The sequence below is a fragment of the Lacimicrobium alkaliphilum genome, from assembly GCF_001466725.1.
In the GTDB taxonomy this organism is placed as follows: Bacteria; Pseudomonadota; Gammaproteobacteria; order Enterobacterales; family Alteromonadaceae; genus Lacimicrobium; species Lacimicrobium alkaliphilum_B.
Map to the genome: position 1 here is coordinate 2,543,581 of NZ_CP013650.1, position 13,496 is coordinate 2,557,076.

The following is a 13,496-nucleotide window of genomic DNA, read 5'->3' on the forward strand; positions in this document are numbered from 1 at the left end:
GACCGGAACAAAAATATGACTGACTGGCACACTAAAAGTGGCGAAGAGGTACAAGACTCACTGCAAAGTACCGCAGAGGGATTAAGTTCTGAGCTGGCACAACAACGGCTGGCAGAAAACGGCCCCAACCGCCTGCCCGAGGTCAAAGGCAAACCCGCCTGGCTGCGTTTTTTGCTGCAGTTTCACAATATCCTGATATACGTACTGCTGATATCCGCGCTGATCACGGCTCTGCTCGGTCACTGGCTGGATACCACAGTGATTCTGGCCGTCGTGCTGGTGAACGCCATAATCGGCTATGTGCAGGAGGGCAAGGCCGAGCAGGCCATGCAGTCACTGCGTAATATGCTGGCGCCCAATGCCTCAGTGATCCGCGATGGTAAACGCCAGACCATTCCGGCCACAGATCTGGTCATCGGCGATCTGGTTTTACTCGAAGCCGGTGACAAGGTTCCGGCCGATATGCGCCTGCTAAAAGCCCATAACTTAAGTATTCAGGAAGCCATACTCACCGGCGAATCGGTGGCGGTAAATAAAAATACCGATAGAGTCAGCATCGATGCGCCCTTAGGAGAGCGAAGCGGCATGGCCTTCAGCGGCACTTTTGTAGGCGCAGGCCAGGGCCGCGGGCTGGTTGTTGCCACAGGCGCCGCCACTGAAATTGGTAAGATCAACCGCATGCTCGGCGAAGTGGAGCAACTTACCACGCCTTTAGTTGAACAAATGGCCGGCTTTGCCAAATGGCTGAGTGCCCTGATTCTGGTGGTGGCGGGCATACTGCTGATCGTCGGGTACAGCCTGTTAAATTACCCCTTTACCGAACTCTTTATGATTATTGTCGGTCTCAGCGTCGCCGCGATCCCCGAAGGCTTACCCGCTGTGCTGACTATTACCCTGGCCATTGGTGTGCAGGCCATGGCCAGACGCCATGCCATTGTCAGACGACTGCCCAGTATCGAAACCCTGGGGGCAGTATCGGTGATTTGTACCGATAAAACCGGCACCCTGACCCGCAATGAGATGACGGTTACCCAGGTGCAGATGCCAGCGCAGGACTATCAGGTGGAAGGTTCTGGCTATGCCCCCACAGGGGCAATTCTCGATGAACAGCAAAAACCCTTGCAAAGTACCCCGGCGGCCCTGGAGTCTGCTGCCCTTACAGCCCTGCTTTGCAATGATGCGGCGCTGCATGAACAGCAGGGACAGTGGTCGATACAGGGCGACCCCATGGAAGCGGCACTGTTAAGCTTTGCCCTTAAGGCTGGCCTGAATCAGCAGGACAGTCACAAGGACTGGCCCCGCACCGATGCCATCCCTTTTGACAGCGAACACAAGTTTATGGCCAGTTTGCACCATGATCATCAGGGCAACGGGCGCATTCTGGTTAAAGGTGCCCCTGAAAAGCTGATTAATCTGTGCACCAGAGTGCAGGGTGCTGACAGCACGAACGAAATAGACAGAGGCTACTGGGCACAACAGGCCCAGGATATGGCGGCACAGGGCCAGCGGGTACTGGCGCTGGCGGTAAAAGAGGTGCCTGGAGAACATAACCTGCTGAAGATGCAGGATCTGGATGAGGGGCTTTGCCTGCAAGCCCTGATTGGCATTATGGACCCGCCCCGGGAAGAAGCTGTGCATGCCGTGGCAAACTGCCTGTCAGCCGGTATCAAGGTGAAAATGATCACCGGCGATCATCCCGGTACCGCACAGGCCATAGGTAAAAAAATAGGCCTGCAAAATACTGAAAAGGTGCTTACCGGTGCAGAGATTGAAAGCATGGATGATGCCGCACTGGCCTTATCGGTCAACGATGTCGACATCTATGCCCGTACCAGCCCGCAACATAAATTACGCCTGGTAATGGCGCTGCAATCCCATCACCTCACCGTGGCTATGACCGGAGACGGTGTTAACGATGCGCCGGCACTAAAACGGGCCGATGCCGGCATCGCCATGGGCCTAAAAGGCAGCGAAGCGGCCAAAGAGGCTGCGGACCTGGTGCTTGCCGATGATAACTTCGCCACCATTGCCGCTGCGGTGGAACAGGGTCGCACGGTGTATGACAATATTAAAAAGGTAATCAGCTGGACCCTGCCCACTAATGGCGGTGAGGCCACTACCATTATTGTTGCGCTTTTGCTGGGCATGAGCCTGCCCATTACGGCGCTGCAAATCCTGTGGGTGAACCTGATTACTGCCACTACCCTGGGGCTGGCGCTGGCCTTTGAGCCCACCGAAGCCGGTACGATGCAGCGCCCGCCAAGGCATCGCCATGCGCCGATAGTATCGGGCGTATTAGCCTGGCAGGTGGTGCTGGTCAGTTTATTGTTTCTGGCCGGTATGTTCGGCATTTTCAGCTATGCCAACGCCCGTGGTGATAGCATTGAACTGGCCCGCACCCTGGCCTTAAATACTCTGGTAATAATGGAAATGTTTTACCTGTTCTTTATCCGTCACAGCTACAGTACTTCATTCAGCTGGCAGGCCATAAAAGGTACACCCGTAGTGTGGCTGATGGTGGGTATCGTCATCGTCGCACAACTGGCGATTACCTACCTGCCCTTTATGCAACAGATATTCGACACCCGCCCTGTATCCCTCACCGACGGGCTGTTTATCACAGGGATTGGTATTTGCCTGTTTATGGTGGTGGAACTGGAAAAGCAGATCCGGCTCAGGCTGACGTCATTCAACTAATCCTAACGGGCCACTAAGGCGCTGGATTCCCGCCTGCGTGGGAATGACAGGCGTAAGGGTCATGCCCGAATGCTGTTATCGGGCATCCAGTGCCTTTAAGACTTTTCCCTTACAAAAAAGCCCGCTAAGTGCGGGCCTTTGCATTAATATCAATTAGCTTAACGGGGATATTGGGCCGGTACGCCCTCAGCGGGCAGTGAGGCTTTGATAAATTCACGCAGATCTTCGTTTGAGGCTTCCAGATCGGCGCGGCGCAGATACATCATATGGCCGCTGCGATAGCCTTTGAAGCTAAATCTGTCGCGCATCTTACCGCTGGGATCGATATGCCACATATTGTACTTACCATCGAAGTAGTTGGTGGCGCCGTCATAATAACCAGACTGGATCATCACATTCAGGTAAGGGTTCTGTGCCATGGCCTGACGCAGGTTTTTACCCGTATTGTTATCGCTTCTGTCCCAGGGATGAACCGGACCGAACATATTGTATTTAAGATCCGTCTCATACTTGAGTTCATGCTTGATATAGTGATTGATAGCCGGAGTAAAAGAATGCAGCCATGAGGTCAGCTCGGCCCAGTAATCAGGGCGATCACCGGATTCTTTTTCATCAATGCCCAGATAGCGGCTGTCCAGACGCCCTAAGGTTTTGCCTTCATCACGCAGCAGTTCTTTCCAGAAAAACGCGGTGCTCACATCCAGATTATTCTGCTCAATGGCTTTTTCACTTAAACCGGAATAACGGGCCATGGTGGCTGTGATCTCCGCCTTTTCCTCTGGCGAAATAAACGCGCCTTTGGCCAGTGCCGGTAATAATTTGTTGAGGGTGAATTCTTCTACCTGTGGCAACAGTTCATCCAGATCCAGCTTCTGTAGCTCCGGCTCCAGCTTGTTATGGTGCCAGGCTGTGGCGGCAAAATATGGCAGGCGGTTGGCCGACTTGACCGGGCCGTTTCGCTCAATGCCGATATCTGTGGGTGATACCAGCACCACACCGTTTAAGTACATCCACTGGCTATTTTGCAGCTCCAGCGCCAGCCCGGAAACGCGGGTAGTACCGTAACTTTCACCAATCAGGTACTTGGGCGATGGCCAGCGGTTATGACGGCTGACAAAGGTATTCAGCCACTCGGCCAGATACTTCACATCGGCATTGACGCCAAAAAACATTTCCTTTTGTTTTTCTTTGGAGGGCAGTTTGCCTTCTTCATCTTTGAGCACCCGGCTGTATCCGGTGTTGACCGGATTGATAAACACGATATCCGCCACATCCAGAATTGAATAGGGGTTGGTCTGCACACCATAAGGTTGTACCGGATAGCCTTCTTCATCGATTCTCAGGGTGCGCGGGCCGGTATAGGCCACATGCATCCACACCGAGGCCGAACCCGGCCCACCATTAAACGACATGATCAGCGGGCGCTTTTCCTGCTCTTTCACATCGGTGCGCTGATAATAAGTGTAAAACAACGAGGCAACGGCTTTGCCTTCCTCATCCCACACCGGCTGTGTACCTGTGGTGGCAGAGTAGCTGACCCGCTTACCTTTGATGGTGGTTTTATGTTCGGTTACCACCTGATTGTCTACTTCGATTTCACGGTTATTGGCGCTGGCGGCAAAGCTGCCAAACACCAACAGGGCACAGATCAGGCCATGTGCTAGGGAATTTGATTTCAACATAGAGTACTCTTCTTCTGGTTATTAACTGATTAACGGCATCATCATAACAGCCGCAGCAACAGGCCGGCATAGCCACAGACAAAGTTTATCGCACCCTACCCGTCGCCCGACGTTTTTATCAATAACAATAGCAGCGAAAACCCGCATAAGTTATGTGTCCGTGCGAGGTGCTGATTTATATCTGATGTGCGCCAGCAGTGGCGTTAGTGCTCTATACAGCAGCGATTGTGAGCCTTCGGGCAATTATCCCGATAATCTGGTGTTGGACTCTTTGTTAATAATGGTAACGACAGGAAATTATTGTAATCGCACCATCGTCAACGGCATAAACCAGCCTGTTTGTATCGTCGATTCTTCGCGACCAGAAACCAGCTAAATTCTCTTTCAACGGTTCCGGTTTGCCAATCCCCTCAAACGGAGAACGTTTAACATCGGCAATTAACTTGTTGATACGTTTAAGCGTCTTTTTATCTTGCGTTTGCCAGTATAAATAGCTGTTCCAGGCTTCATCAGTCCATGACAACAACCTGTTACTCATCTAATAATTCCCGCTGAGAAGTTTTCCCCTCTCTGTATTGAGCTATAGATCTGTTCAGGTGCTCAGCATTTGCAGGCGAACGGAGTAAATGCACGGTTTCCATTAAACTGTTGTAATAATCCAGGGACATGACCACAGCATCTTCAGAATCACGACGTGTAATTACAGTAGTGTCTGCATCGTTTATTACACTGTCCAAAACTGCTTTCAAACCATTTCTGGCTTCCGTAAAAGAGACAATCTTCATATACCACCCCAACATGTACAATTTATTGGACAAGTATAGATTGTAAAGTATTACCTGTACAGAGAGTTGTGCAAGTGTGTGCTAAGCGCAGTGGATTACGGGGTATAAGAGCTCTGTTAATTATCACTTGCAGAGCCGCAGGGGCTTGAGCGCACGGAGGTTGCAATAAATACCCTTGCTCCTGTTCTGTGCACCTTAAATGGTTACTTTTATTTTCACGCAGGACGCTGGATGCCCGATCACCGCATTCGGGCATGACAGATAGAATCGTCCCCGTTGTAGTTGACCGAAACCCAGTGCCTTGCTCTGAACACCAACCACACAAAAAACATCAACAGGAAATAGCATCTGATCTCCTTTACCTCTGCGTTCTTCGCGACTCTGCGGTGAGAAGCTTTTAAACCTCTGTGCCCTCCGTGGCTCTGTGGTGAAGACTGTTTTTAACCCCGCGGGTTAAAACTCCGGCATGGATTCCTGCTTGTAGCCCTTGGGAATAGTAAACATATCCTCTTTGGGCTGCTGGCTGTCAAATGTCAGACTGATCACCTGTATGCCAGTGTCTTTATGTTCCTTGATCTGTACCGGCACCTTGTTATTGGCAAACAGATGCTGATTAAGCATGGCATCTTCCACATCGCCGCTCATCTGTGAGGTGAAATCACTCATTTTTTTGAAAAAGCCCGCCAGAGTCTGATAGTCAGCGGACTCAATAGCGGTGTCATCCAGATCCGCCACACAGGCTTCACTGATGAGTTTGTCGCCCCGTTTAAGGGCAATCCACTCACAATCAGTGCCATTGATACTGTCGGATTTACCACTGGACTCGAGACTGACTTTTTCGCTGGGCTTTTTGTTCGCCATGCCCGGCATCATTTCTTCCATCATTTTTTGCATCTGTACCCGCTGTTCAGGGGGCAGATTGGCCATTTGCTCTTCCATCTGTTTCATGGCCTGATCCTGCATTTTACTGATGCCACCGGCCATCTGCTGCATTTGTTCGTCGTTAAGGCGCATATAACGGCCTTCTTCATGCATCAGCGTGATCATCTCTCCGGCTTTATCGTCATAAATAAATTCGGTACGGCCAGAGCTGTCCAGGGATGCCGCTTTACCTTCATGCACATAAAGCTGCTGAGCCTGTTCCTGGCCCTGGATATGGGTGGATATACGGGTTCCGGCCTGAGCAGCCGACACCATCAAAAACGCGCTGGCCAGTGTTATGGCCGTATTAACAGAATATTTCATCACTTCTCCTTGTTTCATTTATTAGCCTGTTCGTTGTTATCATTACCGGCCTGAGTCAGGTTTTCAACACTAACCGATGGTTTTCTGAGGTCCAGCACCAGGGTTTCAGAAATCTTATCCTGAATTGCCTGATGATTGCTGTCCCAGAAAATCTGCAAAAAACCCAGCAAACCGGTGGCCAGCCCCGCACCATAACCGCCATAGCGACCAAAGCTTTCCCACAGATTCGGTGCCCGGCCATCCAGTCGGATCACTCTTAAGCCCAATAGTTTTTTACCCGGGGTCTGACCTTTGAACCAGGCAGTAAATACAGTGAAATACAGCGCTGACCAGCCAAAGCCCAGGCCCAGATCCGACAAAATGCCCTTAAACCAGGCGATAATGCTGGGCTGGCCTGATTCATCCCCTCCTTTGGGCGCAATGATTTCAGTGGTGTCATCGGGGGCTTGTTGTGCGGCTAATTCCTCGGCTTCACGCCGACGCGCTTCCTGAGCTGCTTTTATCTGAGCATAGCGGTTGTCAATCAGCCCTTTGAATTCAGTCAGTTGCTCCGGGCTGAGGGTACCCTCAGCCTCCTGATACATCGCCTCAATAATCTCACGCTGTTTGTTTTGTGGCAGGGTAAAACGCTCCAGATCACTGAGCAGTTTATCGCCAATAGTTTGCCAGCAATCCATGGCCGGGGCGCAGTCACCAGAGTTGATGTTTTCTGTGGTCATACCCATCTGCACCATATTGGCGGTAAAACGCCCTACATCTCCTATTTGTTGGGCTTTTTTCGCCATCTCTGTGACACTGCTCTCTCCCGTTGTGGCACCACGGTAAGCCTCCAGTGCACCGAAAATCACTACAAAGAGTAACAATCCGGCTACCCCGGCCAGCAGTTTTCGCACCACAGGAAAGCGGCCTTTATTGCGTAACCGGCTGCTTGAGCGCACCAGCACCACTGAGGCCACGGCGGCCATAAACAGGGTGTTGATATGGGTCAGCAACGCCACCAGCAGCAGATCAATAAGGATCGCCGCTCCCCGCTTCCAGGGTTTTGCCAGCGCCAGACCATACAAAGAGGTGGGTATGGCAAAGGCATAAGGGGTAACATAATCCCGGCTTTCCACTATCGCCCCGGATGTGGTTATCAGCTGTGACTCTTTCTGAGCCGGGTTGTCTTTTACTGAAGTTGTCATGGCCTTTATCACTGTTCGTTTTGTCGTACCAATAAGGTTAAAAGGTCAGTTAAGGGTTTTAATCGCCGCACTGATCCCATCCAGTGTCATCGGGTAGAATCTGTCTTCCATCAGTTCACGAATGATGCGCACAGACTGATAGTAATCCCAGTATTGTTGCGATTGCGGGCATAGCCATACCGCCTGATGGAAGTGCTTCAGCAGTCGCTGCATCCATAGCGCTCCGGGCTCTTCATTCCAGTGTTCGACACTGCCACCGGGATAGGTGATTTCATACGGCCCCATGGTGGCATCGCCTACGAAAATCAGTTTGTAATCACTGCCGTATTTGTGGATCACATCCCATACCGGCATCGCTTCGTTGTGACGACGCAGATTATCCTGCCACACGCCTTCATACACGCAGTTATGGAAATAAAAATACTCCAGATGCTTAAACTCGCTGCGGGCCGCTGAAAACAGCTCCTCACAGGCCTGCACATGCATATCCATGGAGCCGCCTACATCAAAAAACAGCAATAATTTTACCGCATTGTGGCGCTCAGGCACCATCTGCAAATCCAGCAAGCCGGCGTTTTTGGCGGTGCCGCGTATGGTGGCGGGCATATCCAGTTCATCACTGGCGCCGGTGCGGGCAAACTGGCGCAATTTGCGAAGGGCCACTTTAAGATTGCGGGTGCCCAGCTCAACATCACTGGCCAGGTTTTTAAACTCACGCTTATCCCAGACCTTGACCGCAGAAAACTGATTATTGCCATCCTGACCGATACGCACCCCTTCGGGATTATAGCCATAGGCGCCAAAAGGTGAGGTGCCGCCGGTGCCTATCCATTTATTACCGCCCTGATGGCGTTTCTGCTGTTCCTGCATGCGCTCTTTTAAGGTCTGTATCAGTTTTTCCAGCCCGCCCATGGCCTTGATGCGCTGCTTTTCTTCGTCGGTAAAATAACGATCCAGCTCCCTGCGCAGCCACTCTTCCGGGATCTCTTTACCGAACAGATCGAGGCTTTCAACCCCGGCAAAATAATCGGCAAAGGCGCGGTCAAACTTATCGTACTGGCTTTCATCTTTGACCAGTATGGTGCGCGACAGCATATAAAAGGCATCCATATCCGCGAACACCAGTTGTTTTTCCAGCGCGCTTAACAGGTCCAGCAATTCACGCAGGCTGACCGGCAACTGGTACTGACGAAGACGAAAGAAAAACTCAACCAACATCAGCGGCGTGCCATAAAGGCCAGTTTTTCAAATAAATGAATATCCTGCTCGTTCTTCAGCAAGGCACCGTATAAAGGCGGAATCGCCTGTTTGCTGCCTTTGTTCTGCAATGTTTCAGGGCTGATATCTTCTGCCACCAGCAGTTTCAGCCAGTCGATCAGCTCCGAGGTCGAGGGTTTTTTCTTCAGGCCAGGGATCTCCCGCAGGTTAAAAAAGGACTCCAGGGCCTGATTCAGCAGGTTCTTCTTCAGATCAGGAAAATGCACATCGACGATGCGGGCCATCTCTTCTTTGTCGGGAAAACGGATGTAATGGAAAAAACAGCGGCGCAGAAAGGCATCGGGCAGTTCTTTTTCATTATTGGAAGTGATAATGACGACAGGCCGTTGCGTGGCCTTTACGGTCTGGCGGGTTTCATACACATAGAATTCCATCCGATCCAGCTCCTGCAGCAGATCGTTAGGAAATTCGATATCCGCCTTGTCGATTTCATCGATCAGCAGTACCGGACGTTGCTCTGCCTCAAACGCATGCCAGAGCTTGCCTTTAACAATGTAGTTGCTGATATCTTGTACTTTAGGGTCGCCCAATTGTGAGTCCCGTAATCTGGATACGGCATCATATTCATACAGGCCCTGCTGGGCCTTGGTGGTAGACTTGATATGCCAGGGGATCAGTTCGGTTCCCAGACTCTGTGCCACCTCTTCTGCCAGCATGGTCTTGCCGGTACCCGGCTCGCCTTTGATCAGCAGCGGCCGCTCAAGGGTAACGGCAGCATTGACCGCTAATTGCAGTTCCTCGGAGGCAATATACTTATCGGTTCCGGTAAAGCTCATAGTCCCTCTTTACTCGTTGGTTATTGTGATGAATCACAATATCATATAGCAAAAAAGCAGTTTGATTTTAGTCGCATAGGCTTAATCTATGTTTAATCCCTGACGGGGCAACAGATTCAGTCTATTGTTTGGTTAATTTACAACCGGCAACAACATGCAAGGAATACCCATGCAAGTATATAAAGATAATTCAGAGTCCATCGGCCATACCCCGCTGGTTAAACTCAACCGGGTAACCGGCGGTAATGTGTATGCCAAAATGGAATCCCGTAATCCAAGTTTCAGTGTTAAATGCCGTATCGGCGCCAATATGGTCTGGGATGCTGAAAAACGCGGTGTACTGACCGAAGGCAAAGAGCTGGTGGAACCCACCAGCGGCAACACAGGTATCGCGCTTGCCTTTGTGGCGGCCTCCCGCGGTTACAAGCTGACCCTGACCATGCCAAGCACCATGAGCCTGGAAAGACGCAAGCTTCTTAAGGCGCTGGGCGCCAATGTGGTGCTCACCGAAGGCCCTAAAGGCATGAAAGGTGCGATTGCCAAGGCCCAGGAAATTGTCGACTCGGATCCGAACAAATATATCATGTTGCAACAGTTCGATAACCCGGCCAATCCGGAGATCCATGAAAAAACGACCGGTCCGGAAATCTGGCAGGATCTGGACGGCAACATCGATATCTTCATTGCCGGTGTGGGTACCGGCGGTACTATTACCGGTGTCAGCCGTTATCTGAAGAAAACCAAAGGCAAACAGGTACTCAGCGTTGCCGTTGAGCCAACAGATTCACCTGTTATTACTCAGGCCAAAGCCGGTCAGGAACTGACCCCCGGCCCACATAAAATTCAGGGTATTGGAGCCGGTTTTATTCCCGGCAACCTGGATCTGGAGATGGTGGATACCGTTGAGCAGGTCAGCAATGACGATGCCATGGAAATGGCGCACCGGCTGATGCGCGAAGAAGGCATTCTGGCGGGTATTTCTTCCGGTGCTGCGGTTATCGCGGCCAAGCGCCTGGCGGAAAAGCCGGAAAATGCCGGTAAGAACATTGTGGTGATCCTGCCCAGCTCTGCCGAACGTTACCTGTCCAGCCCGCTGTTTGCCGGTGCCTTCAGCGAAGAAGACCTGGCCCAGTAAAACACCGCAAAGCGCTGTCGATAAAAGCCGCCATCAGCACTTACTGATGGTGGTTTTTTTGTATTAAAGGGTATAGCTTTACTTTTTTAACGGTTCGTCGCAGACTTTCAGTCAATAGCACCAGCGGAGACTGATTTTGAAAAAGCTGTTTATTATTCCATTGTTACTGATTTTGACGGCGTTAACAGCGTGCACCGAGGCGGATAAAAGTTCCGGTGTGGGTAAATACGGCATGATGGACAAAGGCACACCTGAATATGCGGCGATCAGTTTTTTTGATTACCTGTATCATGATGAGAATATCGAGCGGGCTAAAACCTTAAGTACTGATCGAATGGATCGCCTGCTGGACAATTACCGCACCAACCGTAACTTTCAGCGTCACGTAATTAACTTGCCCTACGATAAAGTGGAAATGCAAATCGACAGCGGTAACAGCAATATGCGCTCAGAGTTTGCCGACCAGGCCAGTATCACCATCTTCTTTACCGGCACACTGCATAATGAAACCGTTCAGGATCTGCGCACGGTTAATCTGACCAAGGTCAATGGTGAATGGCTGGTAGATGAAATCGAAGCGGATAAATTCCTCTGATTTGTGCCTATTGATATAACAACCACAACCCCATTACCGCCATCATGGCATTTTCGGTGAAACTGATAATGCCCAGTGGCACCTTGTTATTGCCGCCAACACAGGCGCAGTTCAGATCTGTTTTGTCGATATAGACCGCTTTGAGCACCGAGACGCCACCAACAACACCGATAAACACAGACACCAGCCCGACAACCGTGGGCAGATACAGTGACAAAAAGCCCAGGCCAACCAACAACTCGGCAAAAGGGTATACATACGCATAAGCAGCCACCCGCTTACTAAGCAGATCATACTGCTTAAACCCCTGCACAAAAGCCGGTATGTCCATCAGCTTTAAGATGGCCAGCACCGATAACGACAGTCCCATAAACATCATCACCGTGCCGGTCATTGCCAATGTCATCAGCAAGGTGCTGGCAAACACCGCAATCACCGGGATATAACTGCTGTCTTCCTCTTCTTCACCGTAATACTCAGCCAGTTCACTGTAACCACCAATGCGTTTACCTTTAAGAAAAAACTGCGGCGTGGTGGCCACATCATGTTCCTGTCTAAACGCCTGTTCCTCCTGCTTATCGGCAAAGGTTTCCACCTCAAACTCAACATCCTGTTCTTCCAGCAGCGATTCGGCCTTGTCAGCAGCGCCGCACTGAGCTTTACGATAAAGGATATTCTGATCGCTCATTTAACCTCCTGTCAGGGATTGAAAAAAAGCCGTTTGTGGGAAAAGGTTAGCACTGATTGAGAATAAATTATTAGTGATGTGGCAAATAATAGCAGGCCAGATTGAACCGCTGGCCACATAGAGGTAAATAATAATCAGTGACATCAGCGCCGCACTGATGGCCTGGGCCGGAACAATATGCGAAGCGCCAAAAATGACCGAGCTGATAATGGCCGCCAGCCATAGTGGCCTGCGGGAAGCGAACCACTGAAACAAAAAACCACGAAAAAACACCTCCTCGGCCACAGGTGTCACCAGTACCGTCAGGCCAAGAAACAGACTAAGGGCCGGTATGCTGGTCTCACTCAGTTGCAGCGGAGCGGCAGTAAAGGCATGCCACTGAGGCATCACAAATACCATCCATTTGGCTAAGACTACGCGAACCAGAAAACCCGCTATGGCCAGAAAAACAGCCAGGTATAACCACTTTGTTCTGAAAGGTTTAAAACCCACAGCTTGCCAGCAAAGGCCTTTGTGTTTCAGAGCAACAGCGATGACGGTAAAGATAAGCCCCGCTTTCAGGGCCTGATTAAAGACAAGCAATTTTGCCGGCATGGTGGTGCTGCCAGCGAAATAGGCCTGATAACCGATGCTGTGCTTAACCCAGAGCATATGCCCCATGGATATGGCGGTATATAGCAGCATAAAACAAAACAGTAAGATGATCCCCTGAGAGAAAGTCCAGGGACTGGAAAGTCTTGAGTTCAACATAAGGATATTCACCTGTCAGTCAAAGGCACTGACAGACTATTCACAAGTGAACCAAAAGACCCGGATTAAGATGTCAGTTGTTGTTAATCAACATCACCAACACCCAGCTCCCGGGCTTTTTCAATGGCTTGCTTACGGTCATTTACGGCGAGCTTACGGTACAACGCGCTATTATAGGTACGTACCGTGGAGGGACTTAAATTTAACTCTCGGGCAATATGTTTATCACCGAGCCCCTGGCTGATCAACTTCAGTAATGCCTGTTCCTGAGGGCTGAGCATCAACGCTTCTGTATCAGTCTGGCCTTTTTCCGCTACCTGCTGCACCGATAACAGGCATTGTGATTCTGTTGCATAACGGACGCGGACCTCGGCTCCGGGATACAGGTTCACTGGTTTCAAGCCATCGGCTGAGAAGGTTTTGCCCTGCACGGCTAATATGGTGCGGGAAGGACTCAACAGCACACCGGGTTTAACATACACATTAGCCAGCCCTTGCAGGATCTTCACGTGCTTTAGCTGTAGATCCCGTTTTATCTTCAGCCACTGACCGGGAAAATGGCGCAATAACCAGAGCCAGAACAGGATTAGCGGTCCAATGAGCAGCCACTGGCCTCTGTCCAGAATCACCACTCTATTCAGCGTCAGCCAAATCAACACAACAACCCCAATCAACAGCAGT

13 protein-coding genes are annotated in these 13,496 nt (G+C 50.8%); 3 read left to right on the forward strand and 10 right to left on the reverse strand.

The features are described 5' to 3' along the window. The first annotated feature begins 15 nt into the window (after positions 1-15). Positions 16-2,697 (forward strand): cation-transporting P-type ATPase, encoded by a 2,682-nt coding sequence (locus AT746_RS11570; RefSeq protein ID WP_062480465.1) that lies wholly within the window; start codon positions 16-18, stop codon positions 2,695-2,697. 158 nt (positions 2,698-2,855) lie between these two features. Here the strand turns inward: AT746_RS11570 and AT746_RS11575 are convergent, their stop codons facing one another. The 7 genes from AT746_RS11575 to AT746_RS11605 all read right to left on the reverse strand — a co-directional run bounded on the left by AT746_RS11575 (position 2,856) and on the right by AT746_RS11605 (position 9,647). Then, a complete protein-coding gene (locus tag AT746_RS11575; protein ID WP_062480467.1) occupies positions 2,856-4,379 on the reverse strand; it encodes a S10 family peptidase in 1,524 nt (507 codons plus the stop codon). A 274-nt stretch (positions 4,380-4,653) separates the two neighbouring features. Further along, positions 4,654-4,917 carry a Txe/YoeB family addiction module toxin gene (locus AT746_RS11580; protein WP_062480469.1) on the reverse strand — a complete coding sequence of 88 codons (264 nt, stop codon included), beginning with the start codon at positions 4,915-4,917 and terminating at the stop codon, positions 4,654-4,656. Beyond that, a complete protein-coding gene (locus AT746_RS11585; RefSeq protein ID WP_062480471.1) occupies positions 4,910-5,164 on the reverse strand; it encodes a type II toxin-antitoxin system Phd/YefM family antitoxin in 255 nt (84 codons plus the stop codon). The genes AT746_RS11580 and AT746_RS11585 overlap by 8 nt, the downstream gene beginning before the upstream one ends. Before the next feature lie 453 nt (positions 5,165-5,617). Next, positions 5,618-6,409 (reverse strand): DUF4412 domain-containing protein, encoded by a 792-nt coding sequence (locus AT746_RS11590; RefSeq protein WP_156413681.1) that lies wholly within the window; start codon positions 6,407-6,409, stop codon positions 5,618-5,620. A 14-nt stretch (positions 6,410-6,423) separates the two neighbouring features. Beyond that, the gene (locus tag AT746_RS11595; protein WP_062480475.1) at positions 6,424-7,593 is read right to left on the reverse strand and encodes an RDD family protein; all 1,170 of its coding nucleotides are present in this window, start codon (positions 7,591-7,593) and stop codon (positions 6,424-6,426) included. Positions 7,594-7,638: 45 nt separating this feature from the next. Further along, the gene (locus AT746_RS11600; RefSeq protein WP_062480478.1) at positions 7,639-8,811 is read right to left on the reverse strand and encodes a vWA domain-containing protein; all 1,173 of its coding nucleotides are present in this window, start codon (positions 8,809-8,811) and stop codon (positions 7,639-7,641) included. Beyond that, positions 8,811-9,647 carry an AAA family ATPase gene (locus AT746_RS11605; protein WP_062480480.1) on the reverse strand — a complete coding sequence of 279 codons (837 nt, stop codon included), beginning with the start codon at positions 9,645-9,647 and terminating at the stop codon, positions 8,811-8,813. The genes AT746_RS11600 and AT746_RS11605 overlap by 1 nt, the downstream gene beginning before the upstream one ends. Before the next feature lie 169 nt (positions 9,648-9,816). Between AT746_RS11605 and cysK the strand changes: the two genes are divergently transcribed. Continuing rightward, the gene (gene cysK / locus AT746_RS11610; protein ID WP_062480482.1) at positions 9,817-10,782 is read left to right on the forward strand and encodes a cysteine synthase A; all 966 of its coding nucleotides are present in this window, start codon (positions 9,817-9,819) and stop codon (positions 10,780-10,782) included. Between the two features lie 136 nt (positions 10,783-10,918). Continuing rightward, the gene (locus AT746_RS11615; RefSeq protein WP_231730925.1) at positions 10,919-11,377 is read left to right on the forward strand and encodes a hypothetical protein; all 459 of its coding nucleotides are present in this window, start codon (positions 10,919-10,921) and stop codon (positions 11,375-11,377) included. A 7-nt stretch (positions 11,378-11,384) separates the two neighbouring features. Here AT746_RS11615 and AT746_RS11620 read toward each other — a convergent pair whose 3' ends face one another. The 3 genes from AT746_RS11620 to AT746_RS11630 all read right to left on the reverse strand — a co-directional run bounded on the left by AT746_RS11620 (position 11,385) and on the right by AT746_RS11630 (position 13,474). After that, positions 11,385-12,065, reverse strand: coding sequence for a MauE/DoxX family redox-associated membrane protein (locus tag AT746_RS11620; RefSeq protein ID WP_062480486.1), 681 nt, complete (start codon positions 12,063-12,065; stop codon positions 11,385-11,387). After that, a complete protein-coding gene (locus AT746_RS11625; protein ID WP_082633247.1) occupies positions 12,066-12,815 on the reverse strand; it encodes a CPBP family intramembrane glutamic endopeptidase in 750 nt (249 codons plus the stop codon). A gap of 83 nt (positions 12,816-12,898) precedes the next feature. Beyond that, positions 12,899-13,474 carry a helix-turn-helix transcriptional regulator gene (locus tag AT746_RS11630; RefSeq protein WP_156413682.1) on the reverse strand — a complete coding sequence of 192 codons (576 nt, stop codon included), beginning with the start codon at positions 13,472-13,474 and terminating at the stop codon, positions 12,899-12,901. Positions 13,475-13,496 lie beyond the last annotated feature (22 nt).

Coding starts and splice junctions, on each gene's coding strand:
- AT746_RS11570 (WP_062480465.1), top strand. CDS start 16: ATGACTGACTGGCACACTAAAAGTGGCGAAGAGGTACAAGACTCACTG.
- AT746_RS11575 (WP_062480467.1), bottom strand. CDS start 4,379: ATGTTGAAATCAAATTCCCTAGCACATGGCCTGATCTGTGCCCTGTTG.
- AT746_RS11580 (WP_062480469.1), bottom strand. CDS start 4,917: ATGAGTAACAGGTTGTTGTCATGGACTGATGAAGCCTGGAACAGCTAT.
- AT746_RS11585 (WP_062480471.1), bottom strand. CDS start 5,164: ATGAAGATTGTCTCTTTTACGGAAGCCAGAAATGGTTTGAAAGCAGTT.
- AT746_RS11590 (WP_156413681.1), bottom strand. CDS start 6,409: ATGAAATATTCTGTTAATACGGCCATAACACTGGCCAGCGCGTTTTTG.
- AT746_RS11595 (WP_062480475.1), bottom strand. CDS start 7,593: ATGACAACTTCAGTAAAAGACAACCCGGCTCAGAAAGAGTCACAGCTG.
- AT746_RS11600 (WP_062480478.1), bottom strand. CDS start 8,811: ATGTTGGTTGAGTTTTTCTTTCGTCTTCGTCAGTACCAGTTGCCGGTC.
- AT746_RS11605 (WP_062480480.1), bottom strand. CDS start 9,647: ATGAGCTTTACCGGAACCGATAAGTATATTGCCTCCGAGGAACTGCAA.
- cysK (WP_062480482.1), top strand. CDS start 9,817: ATGCAAGTATATAAAGATAATTCAGAGTCCATCGGCCATACCCCGCTG.
- AT746_RS11620 (WP_062480486.1), bottom strand. CDS start 12,065: ATGAGCGATCAGAATATCCTTTATCGTAAAGCTCAGTGCGGCGCTGCT.
- AT746_RS11625 (WP_082633247.1), bottom strand. CDS start 12,815: ATGTTGAACTCAAGACTTTCCAGTCCCTGGACTTTCTCTCAGGGGATC.